The 21,899-nt window shown below is 45.0% G+C and carries 13 protein-coding genes and 4 pseudogenes; 12 read left to right on the top strand and 5 right to left on the bottom strand.

All coding sequences use genetic code 11. The features are described from left to right. A pseudogene (locus L693_RS31370) lies at positions 1–301 on the top strand (alpha/beta hydrolase); the annotation flags it as partial. Between the two features lie 99 nt (positions 302–400). Here the strand turns inward: L693_RS31370 and L693_RS0111405 are convergent. Then, complete coding sequence (locus L693_RS0111405; protein WP_025717352.1) at positions 401–931, bottom strand: DUF4303 domain-containing protein; 531 nt, start codon at positions 929–931, stop codon at positions 401–403. A 534-nt stretch (positions 932–1,465) separates the two neighbouring features. Here L693_RS0111405 and L693_RS0111395 point away from each other — a divergent pair. From L693_RS0111395 to L693_RS0111375, 5 genes and pseudogenes are all read left to right on the top strand, one after another. Then, on the top strand, positions 1,466–1,735 hold the full coding sequence (locus tag L693_RS0111395; RefSeq protein ID WP_025717351.1) for a CD3324 family protein: 270 nt from the start codon (positions 1,466–1,468) through the stop codon (positions 1,733–1,735). Positions 1,736–2,155: 420 nt separating this feature from the next. Continuing rightward, positions 2,156–3,160, top strand: a complete 1,005-nt coding sequence (locus L693_RS0111390) for an alpha/beta hydrolase fold domain-containing protein (RefSeq protein ID WP_025717350.1) — start codon at positions 2,156–2,158, stop codon at positions 3,158–3,160. A 286-nt stretch (positions 3,161–3,446) separates the two neighbouring features. Further along, on the top strand, positions 3,447–5,513 hold the full coding sequence (locus L693_RS0111385) for a thioredoxin domain-containing protein (protein WP_025717349.1): 2,067 nt from the start codon (positions 3,447–3,449) through the stop codon (positions 5,511–5,513). Between the two features lie 420 nt (positions 5,514–5,933). Continuing rightward, positions 5,934–7,312 (top strand): annotated as a pseudogene (locus L693_RS0111380) (methyl-accepting chemotaxis protein); the annotation flags it as partial. 144 nt (positions 7,313–7,456) lie between these two features. Next, complete coding sequence (locus tag L693_RS0111375; RefSeq protein ID WP_025717348.1) at positions 7,457–10,015, top strand: response regulator; 2,559 nt, start codon at positions 7,457–7,459, stop codon at positions 10,013–10,015. Between the two features lie 5 nt (positions 10,016–10,020). On the opposite strand, the gene L693_RS0111370 is transcribed toward L693_RS0111375, so the two are convergent. Beyond that, a complete protein-coding gene (locus L693_RS0111370; protein WP_025717347.1) occupies positions 10,021–10,713 on the bottom strand; it encodes a response regulator transcription factor in 693 nt (230 codons plus the stop codon). Between the two features lie 554 nt (positions 10,714–11,267). Here L693_RS0111370 and ectB point away from each other — a divergent pair. Then, positions 11,268–12,530 carry a diaminobutyrate--2-oxoglutarate transaminase gene (gene ectB, locus L693_RS0111365; RefSeq protein ID WP_025717346.1) on the top strand — a complete coding sequence of 421 codons (1,263 nt, stop codon included), beginning with the start codon at positions 11,268–11,270 and terminating at the stop codon, positions 12,528–12,530. A 111-nt stretch (positions 12,531–12,641) separates the two neighbouring features. Here ectB and L693_RS0111360 read toward each other — a convergent pair whose 3' ends face one another. Continuing rightward, entirely contained in the window at positions 12,642–13,160 is a 519-nt protein-coding gene (locus tag L693_RS0111360; RefSeq protein WP_025717345.1) for an NAD(P)H-dependent oxidoreductase, read from the bottom strand. A 169-nt stretch (positions 13,161–13,329) separates the two neighbouring features. Further along, the gene (locus L693_RS0111355) at positions 13,330–14,451 is read right to left on the bottom strand and encodes a GGDEF domain-containing protein (RefSeq protein WP_025717344.1); all 1,122 of its coding nucleotides are present in this window, start codon (positions 14,449–14,451) and stop codon (positions 13,330–13,332) included. A 451-nt stretch (positions 14,452–14,902) separates the two neighbouring features. Here L693_RS0111355 and L693_RS0111345 point away from each other — a divergent pair, with 451 nt between their 5' ends. Together L693_RS0111345 and L693_RS0111340 are read left to right on the top strand one after the other, a co-directional pair. Then, entirely contained in the window at positions 14,903–15,637 is a 735-nt protein-coding gene (locus L693_RS0111345; RefSeq protein ID WP_025717342.1) for a thioesterase II family protein, read from the top strand. Positions 15,638–15,655: 18 nt separating this feature from the next. Further along, positions 15,656–16,510 (top strand): annotated as a pseudogene (locus tag L693_RS0111340) (sugar phosphate isomerase/epimerase family protein). A gap of 76 nt (positions 16,511–16,586) precedes the next feature. Here L693_RS0111340 and L693_RS0111335 read toward each other — a convergent pair. Further along, on the bottom strand, positions 16,587–16,955 hold the full coding sequence (locus L693_RS0111335) for a DUF423 domain-containing protein (protein WP_025717341.1): 369 nt from the start codon (positions 16,953–16,955) through the stop codon (positions 16,587–16,589). A gap of 277 nt (positions 16,956–17,232) precedes the next feature. Between L693_RS0111335 and L693_RS0111330 the strand changes: the two are divergent. The 3 genes and pseudogenes from L693_RS0111330 to L693_RS0111320 all read left to right on the top strand — a co-directional run. Continuing rightward, a pseudogene (locus tag L693_RS0111330) lies at positions 17,233–20,213 on the top strand (glycoside hydrolase family 48 protein). A gap of 136 nt (positions 20,214–20,349) precedes the next feature. Next, positions 20,350–20,853, top strand: coding sequence for a ferritin (locus tag L693_RS0111325; protein ID WP_025717340.1), 504 nt, complete (start codon positions 20,350–20,352; stop codon positions 20,851–20,853). 110 nt (positions 20,854–20,963) lie between these two features. Further along, positions 20,964–21,899 (top strand): aldo/keto reductase (locus L693_RS0111320; protein ID WP_025717339.1); only part of this gene is annotated, 936 nt, incomplete at its 3' end.

The following is a 21,899-nucleotide window of genomic DNA, read 5'->3' as shown; positions in this document are numbered from 1 at the left end:
GGTTCAGTGTAAGTGAGGATAGATTAAAAGTTGAAAAGAAATATCTACCCCCATTGGGCAAACACTTTATTGGGATTATTACTGCTATGTTAAATCACATCCGGTTGATACATGGAATAAGCCAACTGCCATTCTTTATGGTTCTGAAGATGACTTGTGTGAACATGATGTCATATCTACGTTTGCAAGTCGATTTCATTGCCAGCTAAAAGTGATGGAACATGGACAGCATTATTTTCACACCACAGAGCAATTGCAGTTTTATAGGCAGTGGTTGAAAGAACATGTAACCGCACAATAAGCATAATGGGAAGTAAGGAGTTGATCTCCCTGCTTCCCATTTTAACTGGTGAAAAAACAGTGGAGGAAATGCCTGTTAGTAAGTTGCTTTAACCGACTTCTATTGATAACGACGCAAGAAGCCATCAACTAATTGGGCATTGGTCATCTGGATTACGGACTGATTTTCCAATTCCTCGGCCATATCATCATCCGTCATGGACACGAAAAAGGTAATATTTTCTTTGGATTGGCCGAATTGAGTAAAAAATACCTCGTCGGTTTCTTTAACTACCTTGGTCATAATTTTTATCATTTCATCTTTATAGTCCAACACATTGTCAGTTGCATACAGAAATTTGCTAATATGATTAAGGTGTGTTGTATCGCCATATTGATATTCGCTTAATCCCCATCTGTAATAAATTTCATCTTCCTTACTGTTGCACAGGTCTTGGGCTTTCATGTTTGTGATATGTCTAACTAGTGATTCCTCTGTATTAACAGCTAGAAACAAGGTGACAAAATCGCTGTCTGTGCCAAACGCGCATGCGTAAACCTTCTCATCCTTCACTTCTTCCAGTATGCTTTTAAGATCATCCAGAAATCCTGTTCTAAATCTTTCCTCAAATTCATTCAGAAAATTGCTCATCTGATTCGTATACTCCTTTATGAGATTTATATTTTTATATTGTACATCATTAGCTCGACTCGGTTTTAGAAATTCTTACAATTGGTTCGAAAAGGTTGCTATTTATAGTGTTATATTGTTTACTGAGGTGTTTGTTATGGAAGGTAAAAAATTTGTTCTTTTGCTTTTACTTTTTTGCTTGTTGGGCATTGTAGGGCTAGTTGCTTTAATTTTCGGTTTTATGTGGTTAGCATTCATGGATAGTGTATAAAATCAGCTACCTATCAACCCAAATGCTAATCGCTTGCTTTTGGTCGATATTATTTGCTGGTTCCAGGTGAATAGAAGTTATGCTATACTTGCGAGGTAAAAGGGGGTGCCTACTGATGGAGAATCTGTTAGGATTGTCTGTGACTTCTTACACTCATGCAAAGCCAATTATTGGAAAAGCGTTACTTTGTGTGGGGCGAAATCTTTTTTAACGCTGAACAAGCTTTTTTAATCTTACTGGCTTTGCACCTTATTTTAAACAATCAGAATAAGGGGCGAGTATAATTGAGATATACGAATGCTACAAAAGTTTTACCCCAAAAACTAATTACGGAAATCCAAAAATATGTTCAGGGAGAGACTCTGTATATCCCTAAGCCAAAAACGGAATATATGGATTGGGGCAGTTTGAGTGGGGGGAGAAGGCTGCTCGAACAGCGAAATGCCGCAATCAGAAATGCTTTTCAAAATAGCAGCAGTATCGAGCAATTAGCCAAGGAGTTTTTCCTCTCTACCGAAACCATTAAGAAAATTGTTTATTCACATAAAAAGTAGGATGGCGTGCTAAGACGTGACCGGATGATGGCGGTGTAACCAATCCGGTCACGTCTTTTTGTTTAGCAAAAGATTTGATTCCACTGCCAATAGACAAAGCCATCGTTGACCTAATTGGTGGTTGTCGTTTCAACTTCGTGTTATCTCCCACATCCAGATTCCAAAAAATTCTGCTCGTTCTCCCCGATAATCCAACAGGTCAATTCTATTACAAAGACTGTACTTCATTTTTTCATAAACGTTTTTATGCCAAAAATGATTCTAAATCGTTGTTTTCATTTATAAAGTTTATTTTAATCTTTAAAATATGAATATAAACAACAGCAACAATGAATTTGGATGGGGACCATTTCTGAATAATGAAAGAATATATGTATGGATAAATGGTCTTTAAAACAAGAAAGTGAGGGAACGACTACTATGGGGGAGCAAAAAAGTAGAAGTAGACATCTGATTGATCCAGAAATTATCAGTGCAGTTGATTTAATACCAACAACCGATCTTACCGAATCTACACTAATGGAAGCACGTAAAAATCAATCTCAAATGATGCAACAAATAGATGTAACGCAGATGTTCCCTGTTACATTAGAAAAAAAGGTTGTGCCAAGTTATTTTAGTGGTCCAGATATTCAAATAGAAATCATTAAGCCCAAACAATCAAAGCATCATAAGATGCCTCTATATTATTCGATACACGGAGGCGGGATGGTCTTAGGAAGTCCAGTCGTGGATCGTCCTGCTAATGCATCTCTTGCTGCACAACATGGTTTCTGTTGTGTATCTGTGTACTATCGCCTGGCACCGGAGCATGTACAGCCAAGTCAGTTACAGGATTGTTATTCGGGGCTAAAATGGTGTATTGAGCATGCGGAAGAGTTAGGGATAGATATTCAGAAAGTTGCCGTTGGGGGCAGCAGCGCTGGCGGTGGTTTGGCGGCTGGCCTAGCCTTGTACATTCGTGATCAGAAGGAATTCGAAATCCATCATCTAAGATTAATGAGGCCCATGCTAGATGATCGCACAAGTATCGCACCAGAGCATCCATACGCAGGAGAGTTTATTTGGACAAAACAAAGTAATTATTTTGGCTGGAAATCTATATTGGGGGATGAACCGGGTCAGGAGGAGATAAGTGAGTATTATGTGCCGGCCCGTGCTAAGTCATTGGCCGGGTTACCACCGACTTATATAAATATAGGTACCATTGATTTATTCATTGATGAAGCCTTATTTTTTGCAAAACAACTGGCCTTTGATGGTGTCTTAGTGGAATTACATGTCTATCCCGGGTACCATCATATGTCTCCTGCGTTTCCGGATGCACATTTTTCAAAAGAAGGGGCCAGAACAAGTGAATACGCCTTACTGAAAGCTCTGGAGATATTTGATATAAATTCTAATGAGTATAATGCTAAACGCTAATGAGGTACGACTGCAGCAAATAAAGCACTGTTGGAGAATATCCATCAGTGCTTTTTCATACCTATTTATGATCTGAATAAACAATTTATTGATAGACTCGGTTGAGAGTCATCAGTTTAGCGGCGTCCAGCCTTCAAGGCGATTGCGTTAAAAACCCAAGTTGATCGTGCTGGTTGAGTCGGTAAGGGGATGATATTATCTTTTTTCATTCCTTCCGACTTTTACCACCTATTTAGGGTAAAATAATACCGAGTATAAAATCCAACTACGGAAGTGGTGATGCCCCATGTCAACGAGCAGCAAACCGAATAGATTAGCCAAGGAAAAATCACCGTATTTGTTACAACATGCCCACAATCCGGTAAACTGGTTCCCTTGGTCAGATGAGGCTTTTGAAATTGCTAAGCGTGATAACAAGCCTATTTTCTTATCTATTGGCTATTCAACTTGTCATTGGTGTCATGTAATGGAGAGAGAATCTTTCGAAGATGAAGAGGTTGCAGAGATTTTAAATCGGGACTATGTATCCATTAAGGTGGATCGGGAGGAACGTCCAGATGTGGATCATATTTATATGTCCATCTGCCAGACGATGACCGGGCATGGGGGCTGGCCGCTGACGATACTGATGACACCGGATCAGAAGCCTTTTTTTGCGGGTACGTATTTACCCAAGGAGCAAAAATTTGGCCGCGTTGGTCTGTTGGAATTGTTGGACAAGGTGGGAACCCGCTGGAAGGAGCAGCACGAAGAGCTTGTGGAGCTGAGTGAGCAAGTGCTGACAGAGCATGAACGGCAGGACATGCTTGCAGGATATCGCGGTGAATTGGATGAACAGAGTTTGAATAAAGCCTTCCATCAATACAGCCACACCTTCGACAAGGAATATGGCGGCTTTGGAGAAGCACCCAAGTTTCCCTCTCCGCATAACTTGTCCTTTTTGCTGCGATATGCACAGCACACTGGAAATCAGCAGGCACTGGAAATGGCAGAGAAGACGCTGGATGCAATGTATCGGGGTGGAATTTACGACCATGTGGGCATGGGGTTTTCACGGTATGCAGTAGATGAGAAGTGGTTAGTGCCGCATTTTGAAAAAATGCTGTACGATAATGCACTGCTTGCTATTGCTTATATAGAGGCTTGGCAAATGACGGGCAAGGAGCTGTATCGGCAGATTGCAGAACAAATTTTTACATATATTTCAAGGGACATGACGGATGCGGGGGGAGCCTTCTATTCGGCGGAGGATGCCGATTCCGAAGGAGAAGAAGGCAGGTTCTACGTCTGGAACGAGACTGAAATAAGGGCAGTACTGGGTGATCGGGATGCTGCATTTTTTAACGATTTATACGGGATTACGCCGTATGGTAATTTTGAAGGACATAATATCCCCAATCTGATCGATATCAATCTGGAGGCTTACGGGAATAAGCATGACCTGACTAAACAAGAGTTAGAAGACCGGGTACGTGAGCTGCGAGAGAAGCTGTTTGTCGCCAGAGAAAAGCGGGTTCATCCTCACAAGGATGACAAAATTTTGACCTCGTGGAATGGGCTGATGATCGCTGCTTTGGCCAAGGCAGGACAGGCTTTTGGAGACGTCACTTATACGGAACAGGCACAGAAGGCGGAGTCGTTCCTGTGGAGCCACCTGAGACGGGCAGACGGGCGACTGCTGGCGCGTTATCGGGATGGTGAAGCGGCTTATCCTGGCTATCTGGATGACTATGCTTTTTATGTGTGGGGCTTGATCGAACTGTATCAGGCGACCTTTGAAGTACAATATCTGCAACGGGCGCTGACATTAAACCAGGATATGATTCATCTATTTTGGGATGAGGAGCGACATGGTTTGTTCTTTTATGGAAAGGATAGTGAGCAACTCATTGCCCAGCCTAAGGAAATCTACGACGGTGCGATCCCGTCCGGCAATAGCATTGCGGCCCACAATTTTGTAAGGCTGGCACGGTTGACGGGTGAATCCCGATTGGAGGACTATGCAGCGAAGCAGTTCAAGGCTTTTGGCGGCATGGTTTCTCATTATCCGCCAGGATATTCGGCATTGTTAAGCTCGTTGTTGTACGCGACCGGAACGACGAAGGAGATTGTGATTGTAGGCCAGCGCGACGACCCGCAAATGCTCCAATTCATACGGGCGATTCAAGCTGGATTCAGGCCGAATACAGTGGTGATTGTGAAGGATGAAGGGCAGCCGGCAATCGCAGACATAGTCCCTTATATCCGTGATTACACGCTCGTCAATGGTAAACCGGCTGTATATGTGTGCGAGCATTTTGCCTGCCAAGCACCTGTGGTTACTCTCGACGACCTTAAGGCTTTACTGAATTGAATAGCCTATCTTAAACAAACTTGATCCCCTTGGGGTAGCAAGCATATGGTGATTTTCGAACAATGACCTTATGCATGCCACCTTCAAGGGGATTATTTCATGTTTGGAGGTAGGTCTAGTGAATTGAAACTAACATTTTCTTAACATGTTCAGTGCATTTTTTTTAATATTTTTTAGGTATATTACATTAAGGAATCGGTTCCAAGGAGCCTTGCCGCATTCATAACTAAGTACATATACCTATGCAACGGGAAAGAGGATTTGTCGAGTGGATAATTAGCAGTTCACATTATGCAAGCAAACCAAGTGATGAAATGGAGATGTTGACTGATGAAGAAGCTCGCGGGAATACCATGGCTCGTGGGAAGGGGGCTCAGCAAAAATTTTAAAACGAAGCTGATAATCGCCTTTATTGCCTTTTTGATTATACCGTCTATGATTGTTGGGGCTCTGTCGTTTGTGAGCGCCAGCCAGGAGATTCGAAAACAAATTGAAGAAAGCGCCAGGCAGGCCATTATCCGTACTAATTTTATCCTTGATAGCGCCATTGCCCCCAAGGTGCATGATGCAGAATATTTTGCTGAAAAGCTAAATGGCAATCGGGTGGAGACGGAGGAAGAAGCGGCGAATTTAGAAGAATTCTTTAAGCAATATGCTGCACTCCATCCTGAAGCCGAATCCATTTTTTATGGTACAAAGGATGGTAAGTTTATAACCTATCCACAGAATCAATCATCGGGTAATTATGATCCCCGGGTCCGACCTTGGTACGATAAGGCGATAAAGGAACAAACAAAGACAGCGATTAGTTCACCCTATCTTTCCAACACCTCGAAGCATGTGACGGTTACGGTGTCCAGGGCAACGGCAGATGGATCAGGTGTTATTGGCATCGACTTGAGAATTAGCAGTATTAAAGGAACGAGCTGACGGTAAGCGCAGAACAAACCAGTGCTGCAAGTGAGCAGGTGTCCCAGGCTGTTCAGGAAATTGCCAGCGGAGCAGAGAAGCAGACTACAGGTCTGGAAAATAACTCAGTTGCGCTTGATGAAATTGCACAGGGGGTTACACAAATCGCGGAACGCTCAATCTCGGTAGCGGATCTGGCCAGACGATCCTCATTGCAAGCTGAGGAAGGAAGGAAGTCTGTTGAGCAGACAGGCGAACAAATGAATTCCATTCACCAATCGGTAGAGCGATCTAATCGGATGATTCAAACCTTGCAAGCCCGCTCTCAGGAAATCGGTGAAATTACGAAAGCTATCGGTGATATATCCAATCAGACGAACCTGTTGGCTTTGAATGCAGCAATTGAGGCAGCCAGAGCAGGTGATCATGGCAAGGGCTTTGCCATCGTTGCCGATGAGGTGCGCAAGCTGGCAGAGCAGTCGCAGTCATCTGCAACACAGATTGCCACATTGATTGCCGAAATTCAGCAGGAAACGGAAGCCACGGTTCAGACGATGAACCAAGTTACGACTGAGGTACAGGACGGGCTGCAGATTTCCAAAGCGACCATAGTCAAGCTGGGGCATGCGATGGAAGGTATTCGAGAGACAACACCTCAGGTAGAGGAGGTCGCAGGCATTGCCCAACAGATATCAGCCAGTGTACAAGAGATTGCAGCGACGGCCAACGAGCTGACGACGATTGCAACCAGTAATGCTGCTACATCTGAGGAAGTCGCTGCTTCCTCGCAAGAGCAGCTGGCTTCCATGGAGGAAATATCAGCTTCTGCTCAGATGTTATCCACAATGGCTGCTGAGTTGAAGTCGATGATCAGTCGTTTTAAATATTAAAACGAACTTGAACCCTATGGAATCTATAGTACAATGAATGCTCGGGACAGTTCTTTAAGCCTTATGGCATAAGGAATCTGTCCTGAGTTTTTTATATTTTCAATTTAGCTTACAAAGTAGGGGAGATTACAGGTGGGTGAGCATTTGGTTCGAGATTTGGTGCTTTATTTTATCGTGATATTATTAAATGTTTTGACTTTTCAGCTCTTTCGGCGGAGGATCACGCGTATTATTTATGTAGTGGCCGGAATGCTGTTTTTATATTTTGGTATACATGATAGAGCGAGAATGACTTATCTGCTGGAGCTAGCGATTGGCTTGATATTCATCCTTTTGATTATACGCATTTGGATCATTCAATCTACATATGAACGACGTTTACAGGACCAAAACCGAGATCTTCTAAGCCTGCTTCGGATTCAACCTGGCTTTACCTTCAGGCTGGAGAAAAGAGGCGACGAATTTTATTATAGGCTGCTCGAAGGAGGCTTGCTGGAGCGCATGGGTCTGGATCTGCAAGTCAGCTACAATCGAAGGGAGCATGTAGAGAGACTCGGGGACATTTTTGAGCTATCCTCTGAAACACTTGAGCAGCTTATCGAACATTGCAAACAGGCATGGTTCGGAGACCGGACGGTATTTGAACTTGAGTTTTGGGAATACTCGGCTTTAGTTACATTACATCCGGTCAGGGAGGACGGGATCACCAAGCATGTCATCGGACATGCAATGGATATAACAGAGTATAAAGCTTTAGAGAAGAAAAGAAAGGAGATCGACGAGGCTAACCATGCCAAAAGTTTTTTTTTGGCTCATATGAGTCACGAAATTCGCACGCCGCTGAGTGGGATCATGGGTCTGTCGAAGCTGTTGAACAAGACGGAACTGACTGACGTTCAAAAAGACTACCTCCATAAGCTCCTAGCCTCCTCGCGTACTCTTTCGTCCATGCTCAATAACGTACTGGACTTTTCCAAAATGGAAGCAGGCAGTCTGGAACTGGAAAGTGTTGAATTTGAACCGGAAACAATGCTTCGGCATCTTGCGGATACGGTGGGTGCTTTGCTGGAACACAAAGAAATAGAGGTTGTATTTATAACGGACCCCAATTTACCCCAAAGCGTTAAAGGTGATCCATTGCGGATGGAGCAGGTGCTTTTAAATCTGCTAACCAATGCCGTCAAGTTTACGGATCAGGGGCATGTATTATTTCAAGTCAAGCTGCTATGCCACCTGAACGGACGGGTAGCGTTGTCTTTTATGGTGGAGGATACAGGCATAGGTATTTCCGAGGTGTGTATGGACAAGCTGTTTATTCCTTTTACCCAAGCGAAACCATCAACCAGCCGCCGCTATGGGGGCTCGGGGCTGGGTTTAGCCATCAGCAAGCATTTGGCTGAAGCGATGGGTGGAAATATAGAGGTGGAAAGTCGATTAGGGGAATATAGTCGATTTTACTTCAATGTCGAGCTGGAAATCGGGGAATTACATACGGAAGGCACACCGGTAGGAAAACAAATAAACGGCAAAGCCTTAATGGTTGTGCAGCACGAGCTGCTGGGGTATAGCCTGAAGGAATTACTGCAAAGCACAGGATTAGAAACATACACCATTTCATCCTTTCATGAATGTGTGGAGGCTTTTGAAAATGGCGAAGCATTTAATTTGGTTATGGTCGACATGAGGATGGATGGCTTTAGAGAGCTGGAGGCAAGGAGACATTGGCTTCAATTACTGGATAGACAGATGACTCAGGTCATTGGACTTACAACAGTGTTCCAGATGGAAGAGATGGCGGCTGGAGATGAGGATAGTAGGGTGGATGCCTTTTTGTCCAAGCCCGTGACTCGGAATGCTCTATTGGAGGTTATCGGCTGGAGACTGGAAAAGGAAAATCCAGTGTCTGTAAATGTTAATTCTATGGATACACATATGATGATGAGTTCTCGTTATGAAGGAGAGATTGCAGCGCAGAAGTATCAAATTCTCATAGCAGAGGACAATGAAATTAATCAGGTGGTGATTACCGAGTTTCTGGAAGAGCGCGGTTTTGAAGTAACCATGGTTGCCAACGGAAGAGAGCTGTTAGAGTCACTGGAGCTGCGTCTTTGGGATATGGTCATGCTTGACCTGCATATGCCGGAGATGGATGGCTTTGAGACGGCCAGACATATTCGTAGAAGGAAAGCTTTTAACAGACTTCCAATTATCGCTTTTACGGCCGATGCTGCGCAGCATGAACAGGAGGTTTGTCTTCGTTCAGGCATTAATGCTGCGCTGCTCAAGCCTGTCCATGAACTGGATGCTGTAAAAGTGTTAAATAGCTGGATTCATTTAGCGTGGCTGCAAAAATTACAAGGTCTTCACGCAGAACAGGCGATAGCTGGTATGGATGGAAAGGTATATATTTTTCAATTTGCCCTTTACAAATGGATTCAGGAATACCAGCACCTCGATAAAAGAGTGACCATGAAAATGGACAACGGCCAGTTATCTGCTGCTCTCCGATTAATCCACTCACTCAAGGGAGGCGCAGGGAACCTGTGCGCGTCCAGGCTGTTGGCAAAGGTTATGGAGCTGGAAAAGGGATTGAAGCGTAGCCATGGAACCTCAGCAGGGGAGTTGTACCCGGACTGGCGAGAGCAATTGAGGTTAGTTCAAAAGGAGATTAACCAAATCAAGTCATCGGTTCCCTGGAGCTGATCGTATTACTGCATAAATTTATATCCAATCCCCCAGATGGTCCTGATCAATTTTGGATTTTTAGGGTCTTTTTCGATTTTTCTGCGCAAATGGTTGATATGTACGTCTACAGCCCTCTCATTAATAAAGGAGTCTGTGCCACGAAGAGCTTGAATCAAGGCATATCGACTGAATACAATTCCCCGGTTCAAATAAAAAAGCTTCATAAGCTCAAATTCCGAAAATGTCATCTCCACAATCTGCCCACTTACGGTAACCATTCTTCGCGCCAGATCCAAAACAATGTCCGTATCAGACTCGGCTTCTGGCGCAAGGGCTCTTCCCTTTAGTCGTGTAATTTCAATACGTCGGAAAAGAGCCTCGATTCGTGCCTTTAGCTCCTGCATACTAAAAGGCTTGCAAATATAATCGTCTGCTCCCAACGTAAGTGTACGAATGCGCTCTGAGATGTTGTTTTCCGAAGAAATCACGATAATTGGCACATCCGTATGCTTGCGTATCAGTGGGCAGGGATTCACGCCGTCCAGGTCTGGAAGCAACAAATCTAGCAAAATAATATCAGGCTGTACGATATCGAGCCGGGTAATCCCCTCAGTCGCTTGTGCCACTCTGGTAACGCTATAGCCTTCTCCTGTCAAATATAAGGAAAGAGTGTCGCCCAGCATATTATCATCTTCAATAATTAAAACATTAGACATATTGATGTTTCCTTATCTATTTTTTAAATTTGTCATCTTCTTTCTGAATAGAGTAAACTCCTTTGGACAGTCTGTCAAAAGATCAGATAGATTGTGGTAACCTTATAGTCAAGAAGCGCGAATTTATATCTATTTGATATGGGAATGTACTATTTTCGATATTTGTCTCCATAATACGACAATTTTCGAATGGTTTTAACAATAAACTGCAAGTCTATCGCCCTCAATTACAAAAAATTAACAAATCACACCAGAAACATGCATTGACTTCAAGAAAATTTATGGTATTTTATTACATAGGAGTGACATCCTCTGATAGACCCCTTAGAAAACCCCACCACTCATCTTCTGAATGTAATACTACTTATAACATGCTAATCTGTACTATTTTTTCGTACTCTATTCGTTCTCATGATCGTATTCATGCATTCTTTGGTGTGGCAGCCTCATCGCGATTCAGACTGTTTGCTCATTTTAGATTACATATTTAAACTTTTTTTTTGCTTTCGATGCTTGTGTTTTTCCAAATCAGGTCAGCGGGAGGACGAGAATTCATGAACACATTCGAAGCACTGGAGTCCAATGTAAGATCTTATTGCAGAAGCTTTCCGGTTGTATTCAACAAAGCAAAAAACGATGTGCTGTACACAGAGGCAGGAGAGGGATATATCGACTTTTTTGCCGGAGCAGGGGCGTTGAACTATGGGCATAACAACGATTTTATGAAAAACCGGATTTTGGATTATGTAACCTCCGATCGGATCATGCACGGTCTGGATATGTATACGACAGCAAAGCAGGAATTCATAGAGTCTTTTTCAGAGCGTATTCTCCAGCCTAAGAGTTTAAATTATAAGCTGCAATTTTGCGGACCAACGGGAACCAATGCAGTAGAGGCCGCGCTAAAGCTTGCACGCAAGGTCAAAAAAAGAAATGGTATTTTTGCTTTTATGGGCGCGTTCCATGGCATGTCGCTGGGCAGTTTGTCTATTACCAGTAACAATTCCATGCGTGAGAGCGCCGGCGTATCTTTGGATAACGTCACCTTTATTCCTTTTAACAGTACGTTTAATGGAATGGATACCATTTTGTATATGGAGCAGCTTTTAACGGATACCCATTCCGGGGTAGAAAAGCCAGCTGCGATCATTCTGGAAACGGTACAAGCTGAAGGCGGTATTAACATTGCAGATACCGAATGGCTGCGTGATTTGCGGCAGTTGTGCAATGATCATGATATTTTACTGATTATTGACGATATACAGGTCGGCTGCGGCCGAGTTGGCTCGTTCTTCTCGTTCGAGCGTGCAGGTATCGTTCCTGATATGGTTGTTTTGTCCAAGTCAATCAGTGGTTACGGATTGCCGATGTCCCTGCTGCTGCTTAAGCCCGAATTGGATATCTGGGGTCCTGGTGAGCATAATGGTACCTTCCGTGGCAATCAGCTTGCCTTTGTCGCTGCCAAAGCAGCGCTGGAATTTAGGGATACGGTAGGGCTGGAAGCACAGGTGAAGGAAAAAGAGGCTTTTGTCCAGCAATTTTTGCGTGAGCAAATTCAAACCATGGATCCTCTCATCGCAATTCGCGGCTTGGGTCTGATCTGGGGGATTGATGTATCCCACCTGGGAGAAGCATTCGCCAAGGAAGTAGCTACTCTCTGCTTTAAAAATGGCCTTATTATTGAACGGGCTGGACGTAACGATACCGTCATTAAAATTATGCCTGCGTTAACCATAAGTTTGGAAAACCTTCGCAAGGGCTGCAGCATTATTAAAGAAAGTATGGTTCAGGTGTCCAGTACTTTAGTTACTTTATAATATTTTTTGTAAACCATTGTAAAGCGATGAGTAAATCCCCTTGGCTGGAGCTGTCGTCTGCTAGGAAGCAGAACATGGCAGCTACCGTCCAAGGGGATTTTATCGTAAAGATTAAGAAATAACCGTTTGTGCGTATTTCTGCGCGGACTGCTCGAGCTGCTCATCGGTCAGAACCCCGGCACCATATTGTACGAAATAAGGCAGCAACTTGGTACCAACCATATGGCCTGTTGCTTCCAGAGGTCTCAATAACTCTTCAATTGTATATCTATTCTGTCCGTCATGTTGGTAGTTTTCCTCAACGCTGGCAGCAGACAAGGCGATCAACAGCTCTTTGCCCTGCAACTTGCCGCCTTCGCTTCCAAAGGCCCAGCCGTAGGTTAGAACCTGATCCTGCCATTTTTTCAGCAGGGAAGGAGTGCTGTACCAGTACAAAGGGAATTGCAGTACGATGCGGTCATGCTGCTCCAGCAGTTCCTGCTCCTGAGCGACGTTAATTTGCTCGTCCGGGTATACTTCATACAAGTTGTGAATCGTCACGCCGGGTTGCTTCTTGAGCTCTTGCACCCATCTTTTGTTAATGCGAGACTCCGCAAGATTAGGGTGGACAACAATTACGAGTGTTGACATTATGAAAAACATCTCCTTAAAACTAATTTTTTGTAAGTAAATTACCAATATATATGTAATCATTTTAGTTTCAACTAATAATATTGTCAACTCTTTAAATATTCAAACTCTACATAAAAAAACTCCGGCAAGCTCATGCCGGAGTTTCATCAATGAAGTGTTTTTTACATTAAGCGATATGGTTAAGCTCAGCAACAATCTTATTTTTTCCAGAACGCTTGGCCTGATACAGATAATCATCCGCACCCTGGAAAAATGTATCTTTGTTCATTTCTTCCGAATAGCTTTTTAATCCGATGCTTACGGTCACGGAAACACGTTGCATTTTTTCGTCAAAGGTCTTCTTCTCGACTTCACGCCGGATGCACTCGACAATCTGATAAGCTTCCTCAAAAGTATGCTCGAACATCAGAATAGCAAATTCCTCACCGCCATACCGGGCTGCAATGTCATTGGCTGTAATCTGCTCTGTAATGATTTGCGAGATGCTCTCCAAAATTTTATCTCCAAACTGGTGTCCGTAGGTGTCATTAATTTTCTTGAAATTATCAATATCTACTACCGCTAAATGGATAATAGCACCTTGCTCAGCATATTCAAGTGCTTTCTCATAAAAAGTTTGAAACGATAAATGATTGTAGAGCTTTGTCAGTCCATCAGTCATTGACATTTTGCTTATAATCGCGTTACTGATCATTAACTCCTGCTGGGCGCGCTGTGTTTTATGCAAATCCACTAGCAGATCACGGCCACTGGCCTGAATTATAAGTGCAAGAAAGGTGGACATCGTCAAAAAAGCCGGAATAGCTACGATGTCAAAGGCCGACAAGTAGGCACGGAAGGAGCCATCAATTGCCAGTAAGGAAAAAAAGACTACAACTTGTAAGACATAGGAAAGCCATATCAGGTGACGAGTGAAAAACAGGATGGATGAGAAAATAGGTAACAAGCACAATGCCGTAATAATCCGGATATCATAGTTCAAACGAATAATCATCCAGCAAATAACCGTACTTGCTATAAACAAGATTACGAAAGATAATCTGTTGAATTTATAATGAGCCAGCTCTGCAAGAAAGTTGGAACCGCACATGATTAGTGTGGGAACAAAAAGGATTCTCACGTAAAATTCATAAGGTGTAGCAGGATAATCGAGAAATAAATAACTGCCTAGCTGGGCAATGAAATGTACTGCTATAATCATCCAATAAAGCAATAGCATTTTACGTACCCAGCGGCCTTGCTTTGTTTTGTAATCCATCGTTTGAGTAACCCGTTTTGTTCTATTCATGATGTCACCACACTTAATGTATCTTTAGCCATTCTCGTATTATAAGATACTATGTGATGAAGTTGAAGCTAATTTTTTAGGGGGTATTCCCTGATCAGCCCAGAGTCCTGTATTTCGACCTCGCCCGTGCTCAAGTTGCGCTGAAAGTTGGTCATATCGCTTGATCTTTTTAGTTTGTGAAGTGGTGTTCAGAAGCTTGATTTGATGTACTTCACCATCAAAGGATAACGGCACAAAAGCCAGTTGCGTAGCCCGAACACCGCTGCGTTCTCTTGGAATCATCAAAAAAGCCGCACTTCATGCTTAGAACTCCTCTCGATAGAAAAATAAGACCTAACACTTGATTTTCCCGACTATTTTTCTTGAATTTGCAAAATATTCGAAATGGGTAAATATACCTTTTTATGCTAAAATAAAAAAGTTAGGATTTAGCAAGGCGGGAGGTTGCAAAATGTCATCTATTACATTGTTTTTCATTCCATATGCAGGTGGATCGGCGTCAGTCAGCTTCAAATGGAAAAAGCTGTTGTTGCCACAGATTAAGCTTGTTCCACTGGAACTGGCGGGCAGAGGGATTCGTTCCGGAGAACCACTAAAGGATAGCATCGAGGAGATAAGTGATGATCTACTGCATAAGATCGGGCAAGAGATAGCCCACGGCGACCCTTATGCCATATACGGTCACAGTATGGGGACGATGATTGCCTTCGAGTTGTACTACAAGCTGGTGGCTGGCGGATTTGGCGAGCCTGCTCATTTATTTGTTTCCGGTGGACGAGCACCACATGTCCCAAGAAATTTCCCGTGGTCCCACGATCTGCCTGCAGATCAGTTCAGGACACATTTGCAGCGGTATGGTCAGCTTTCTGAGGCTATTTTCGATAATCGGGAATTGTACGATTATTTTATGCCGGTGTTAAGAGCGGATTTTAAAGCCGTTGAGACGTATAAGTACACGGCCAAATCCGCACTCCTACATTGTCCTGTTACTGCTCTGACGGGACTGGCTGATAATACGTTGACCTTGCAGGATGTGGAAGCGTGGGCGCAGCATACGGATCAGGATTTTCGTATGTTCACCTTTGATGGGGGACATTTTTTTATTCATGATGAAATGGAACGGATTACACAGATCATCAATGAGAATTTGGAACGCAGTGCAGTGGCAAACAGAATACAACATTAAAAAGAAGAGGTGATGGTAGTGACTGTAGGTGTATTGGCACATTTATTTGGCAAGTTGCCATATCGCGAGTTGGCTGCCAAGGTAGGCGCAGCGGGCTTTACCCATGTTTAGTTGGCTCCGTGGAGAGCGATCAGTGATGTGGATTTTAATAAACCGGGCAAGTTTAGCCCAGGATTGGCATTGTCTATCGCAGAGGAGTTTCGCAGGCATGGAGTATCCATATCGGTGCTCGGGTGCTATTTGCATTTTTTTGTACAGGATGAGCAATTGTTGCGTGAAAATGTAGAGCGCTTCAAAGAGCTGATTCGATACGCGAGCCTGCTGGGAGCGCCCATTGTCGCCGCAGAAGTCGGGCGCAATGAGGATGGCAGCGCGTATACGGAACGGGACTGGAGAGTTGTCAAAGAGGTTGTGCGTGAATTGGCAGATGAAGCGGAAAAATGGGGTGTATTCGTAGGATTGGAAGCCGCTAACGATCATTTGGTCGGAACAGCTGCAGAGCTGGCAACTCTGCTGGAGGAAGTACCTTCATCCCAGATTGGTGTGGTCATTGATCCGGGGAATCTGCTGAAAACGGAAAATCTGGCACAGCAGGATGAGATTATTCGCGAAGCTTTCCGACTGCTGGGACCTCGTATTATCGCAGCGCATGCCAAAGACCGTCAGTTATCATCATCAGGTGAGATCGAGACGGTACCACCGGGATTTGGTGACATGAACTATGGCCTCTATATGGAACTGCTGGAGCAGTATAAGCCGGGGGTTCACATCATTATGGAAGCAGCGCAGGAGCATCAAATGGCCGAATCCAAACGCTATATCGAAGGCCATCGGTTAGCGGCTCAGAAAGCGCAGGAAGTACAGACGAAGTAATACTTTCCTTTATATTACGGACACTGTTAAGAGACTTGGAAGCGTCTACTTTTCCAAGTCTCTTGTTGGGCAGGGCTTAGCCTTGCACAACCGCCACGATGACAAGCACCCAGCTTGCCAAAAAAGCAAGCCCGCCAAACGGGGTGATCGCTCCAAGCTTTTTGACGCCAGACAAGCTAAGTGCATACAGACTGCCGGAGAACAGAAGAATGCCCACCAGCATAACCCAGCCTGCGGTTACAATGAGAGCGGAATGAACAAAATTCCCTGCAATCACTCCAAGCAGAAGCAGACCCAGTCCATGAGCGATCTGATATTGAATGCCCGTTTGGAATATGCTCATCATGTCTGCGGAAAGTCTCTTTTTCAAAGCATGTGCCCCAAACGCGCCGAGAGCTACAGCTAAAAACATAATGATACAACCCAGCAGCAGCAAAATTTTCATGTTTCAACGCCTCCTTGTGAAATAGTACCGATTTGAACCGATTTCGTCAATTTTCCTAGTTTTACTCCAAACTTATTGAATTTTTCGACTCTCATTGGTGAGCTAATATGTTATATTTTTTCCAGGGCCAATGTGAAGCATTTGGAGCTATGGACAGCGCGTCCTCCACCTTTTTTACGGGAAAGTGAGGTGATGGTGCTGTTTTTTTGTGCTGCCGTTTTTCGGAACAAAATCTTGTGCAGGGCCAAAATTGATAATGGAGAGGATGACTGCAAAAGTGACTAGAAAAAAATCTGTGTTCAGGAAATCTGTCTCTATGGTCATGTCAGCCATTTTGGTGCTTCCGCTAACCTTGGGCATATTTCAGGCTGAGCCTGATCGTGCATCGGCTGCAACACCGGAATCGACACGCTTCCTTCAATTGTATAAACAACTGAAGGACCCGGCCAGCGGATATTTTTCAAAGGAAGGCATTCCTTATCATTCCGTTGAAACACTCATGAGTGAGGCGCCGGACTACGGGCATTTAACGACCTCGGAAGCCTATAGCTACTGGATGTGGCTGGAAGTGCTGTATGGTCATTATACCGGGGATTGGGAGCACTTGGAATCCGCTTGGGACAACATGGAGAAATACATTATTCCAGTTAATGAAGGGGATGGCAAGGAAGAACAGCCTACGATGAGTAACTATAACCCCAACAGCCCCGCCACCTATGCCGCTGAGTATCCGCAGTCGCATCAATATCCAAGTCTGAGTGGTCAGTACAGTGGTGGCAAGGACCCGCTGGATGCAGAGGGAAGGCAACCTATGGCAACAATCAGACCTATCTGATGCATTGGCTGCTGGATGTGGATAATTGGTACGGTTTTGGCAACCTGCTGAATCCGTCGCACACGGCCACCTATGTGAACACCTTCCAACGTGGAGAACAGGAATCGGTTTGGGAAGCCGTCCCGCATCCATCGCAGGATAATCAAAAATTTGGTAAACCTAATGAAGGCTTCATGAGCCTGTTCACCAAGGAAAATAATGCTCCTGCACAGCAATGGCGCTATACGAATGCGACCGATGCGGACGCACGGGCGGTTCAAGCCATGTACTGGGCAAAAGAACTGGGATATGACAACCCGGTATATTTGGATAAAGCGAAAAAGATGGGAGACTACTTGCGTTACGGTATGTACGATAAATACTTCCAAAAAATAGGAAGCGCTTCCAATGGGACTCCGAGCGCTGGTTCTGGCAAGGACGCCAGCCATTATCTAATGGCATGGTATACGGCATGGGGCGGTGGACTAGGCCAAAGCGGCAACTGGGTTTGGCGGATTGGCGCAAGTCATGCGCACCAGGGCTACCAAAATGTCGTTGCTGCCTACGCGTTATCCGATAAGGATGGCGGATTAATACCCAATTCACCAACGGCAGGACAGGATTGGGCAACCTCGCTGAAGCGCCAACTGGAATTTTATACCTGGTTGCAATCCGATGAGGGAGCCATTGCAGGTGGAGCAACGAATAGCTGGGATGGTGCCTATAAGGCGTATCCGTCTGGCACAAGCACCTTCTATGGAATGGCTTATACAGGTGCTCCTGTATACCAAGATCCACCGTCCAACAACTGGTTTGGAATGCAGGCTTGGCCGGTCGAGCGGATTGCTGAGCTGTACTACATTTTAGCCCAGAAGGGCGATACTTCGTCCGATCAGTTTAAAATGGCTAAGCAAGTGATTGAAAACTGGGTAGCGTGGTCCAAGAGCTATGTATTTGCCAATGAACGCCCTGTGACAGACGCGGAGGGATACTATTTGGACGCTCAAGGCAAGCGCATTCTGGGTGGTAAAAATCCGAAGGTAGCCACTAAAGCGGCTAAAGGCGAGTTCTGGGTGCCAGGCAATCTGGAATGGAGCGGGAAGCCAGAAACCTGGACCGGCTTTGCCAATCATAAAGGGAATGCGAAACTCCATGTCGTAACGAAGAAACCGGGGCAGGATGCCGGAGTACTGGGCAGTTATGTTAAAGCGCTTACTTTCTTTGCTGCTGGCACGAAAGCTGAAAAAGGCGACTACACCGAACTGGGCAAGGAAGTCAAGGATTTGTCCAAAGCTTTGCTTGACGCTGCATGGGGTTATAATGATGGCGTAGGTATTACAACGAAGGAAGCACGTGAGGATTATTATCGCTATTTCACCAAAGAAGTGTATATTCCGAACGGCTGGAGTGGTAAAACAGGGCAAGGCAGCACTATCCCAGGTACAGACGCGACTGCTTCTGACCCGTCCAAAGGTGGAAACGGCACATACTCCAGCTATACCGATATCCGGCCTAACATTACTAAGGATCCGCAATGGTCCTATTTGAAGGATAAATACACGACATCCTGGAATAATCAGACGAAAAAATGGGATAAGGGCGCTCCAGAGTTTACGTATCACCGTTTCTGGTCTCAAGTTGATATGGCGACAGCTTATGCCGAATATGACCGTCTCATTAACGGCAGCGGACCAGCCGAGCCGACAGCTCCCAAAGCACCTGCGAATGTGAAGGCAAGTGCGGGGGATGCTCAGGTTACACTGACCTGGAACAAAGCAACGGGCGTGGATAGCTATACAGTTAAGCGGTCCACAACCAGTGGAGGACCTTATGCGACTGTAGCAACGGTAACAGACAGCACTTACAAAGATACAGGGGTGGTGAATGAAACCAATTATTATTATGTAGCAAGTGCAACTAATTCTTTAGGAACCAGTCCGGATTCTGCCGAGGTCAGCGCCAAGCCGACAGCAGCGCCGCTTCCGGAACGGGCGATGTAATTGCCCAATACCGTGTGGGCGATACGAACCCGGGAGATAATCAGATACGTCCGCTGTTCCGTGTGGTCAAAGGGGAAAGAAGCAGTTGATCTGAAAAATGTCAAGCTGCGGTACTACTTTACTGTAGATGGTGATAAGTCACAGGAATTCCATTGTGACTATGCACAGCTGGGTAGCGACAATGTCCAGGGACGCTTTGTCAAACTGGATAAGGCGGTTACGGGCGCAGATTATTATCTGGAGATTTCCTTTGGAGCTGGTGCGGGAAGTTTGCCAGCAGGGGCAAATACAGGGGATATTCAGATACGCATGAACAAAACGGATTGGAGCAATTATAACGAAAGTGATGATTTTTCCTATGATGCAACCAAGACATCATATGCGGATTGGGATAAGACACCTCTGTACGTAAACGACAAGCGTGTCTGGGGTCTGGAGCCTTGATTGTAGGCTAATTGGAGTGAGACGGGCGGAGTGAGAGAGGGAATTAAGCCTCATATTCCGCCCGTTTTTTTGTGGTTGGATTCGTGGTACACTAGGAACGTTACATATAATATACATGACCGAGGTGACCTGAGACATGAATGACAAATTGGCACAGGCTTTGAATGAGCAAATGAATTTTGAATTTTACTCCGCTCATGTGTATCTGGCGATGGCTGCTTATTGCTCCAGTGAAAGTCTGGATGGGTTTGCGAACTTCTTCCTGGTACAAGCGGAGGAGGAACGCTTTCATGCGATGAAGCTGTACAAATATATTAATGACCGCAGAGGACGCGCTACTTTGGCAGCATTACCGGAGCCAAATAATAGCTACGCTTCCATGCTGGACGTATTTGAGCACGGCTATAAGCATGAGCAGCAAAACACACAGAAATTTTATCATTTGGCTGACCTGGCTCTGGACGAGCGTGAGCATGCGACAATCCATTTCCTGAAATGGTTTATTGATGAGCAAGTGGAAGAGGAAGCGCTGTTCGACAGTGTTATCCAAAAGCTTAAGCGCATTGAAAGAGACAGCAACGCTTTTTATATGCTGGACAGCGAGTTTGCCAAACGCAGCTTTACAGTCCCTGCGGAATAATACAGACTGTACTAGTTTTATTTAAACTTGTACAGTCTGCTTCCCAAAGGTATGAATAACCATTTACCGCCAAGATACAATTAACCACAGGAAGAGGACTGATGAACAACGTGAAATATAATCGTTTGGGAAACAGTGGGCTTCAGGTGTCCGCACTTGGCCTTGGCACCAATTCTTTCGGCAAGAGAGCGGATCAGCAGACTTCGATGGATATCATCCATGCTGCGCTCGACCAGGGAATAAATTTTATGGATACTGCCAATATTTATGCTGGTTCGGAATCGGAACGAATCATCGGGCTGGCGTTGGAAGGTAGACGGCAATCTGTCGTTCTTGCCACCAAAGCGGGCCTACCGAAACACGAAGGACCGGGAGGGAGCGGATCTTCCCGCCATCACCTGATGCAGGAGCTTGAGGGCAGCTTGCGCCGTTTGAAGACGGATTATGTTGATCTGTACCAGATTCACACATTTGATCCCTACACCCCGCTGGAGGAAACGCTGCGCACGCTTGACGATATGGTCTCCGCAGGTAAAGTGCGTTATATCGGTGCTTCCAATTACGCGGCTTGGGAAATGATGAAGGCGCTCGGGATTAGCGAAGAGCGGAATCTGGTCAAGTACGTCTCGATCCAGTGCAGCTACTCCCTCGCCGACCGTACGCCAGAGAAAGAGTTGCTTCCGCTCTGCTTCGATCAAGGAGTCGGAATCATTCCCTACTTCCCGCTTGCCGGTGGTATTCTCACTGGCAAATATGCCGGGGGTGGTGCCGTACCTGCTGGCTCCAGAGTCGAAACCGATCCAAGCTTCAGCCGCTTCCTTACCCCCGAGCGAATTGAACTCGGCAACCAAGTAAATGAAATCGCTGAAGAGTTGGGCACTTCGCCCACGGCGCTGTCATTGGCCTGGCTGATGAACAGACCCGCTGTTTCTACCGTTATTGTTGGAGCCACTCAGGTAGAGCAGGTGCAGCATAATCTGCACAGTGTTTCCATTCATCTGGATACACCAACGCTGGACAAGCTGGAGCAAGCCAGCTTTTCCTTC

The sequence above is a fragment of the Paenibacillus sp. 1-18 genome (genome assembly GCF_000520755.1).
GTDB lineage: Bacteria > Bacillota > Bacilli > Paenibacillales > Paenibacillaceae > Paenibacillus > Paenibacillus brasilensis.
Note: the sequence above shows the minus strand (reverse complement) of the source record. Positions and strands in the feature narration are given on the sequence as shown.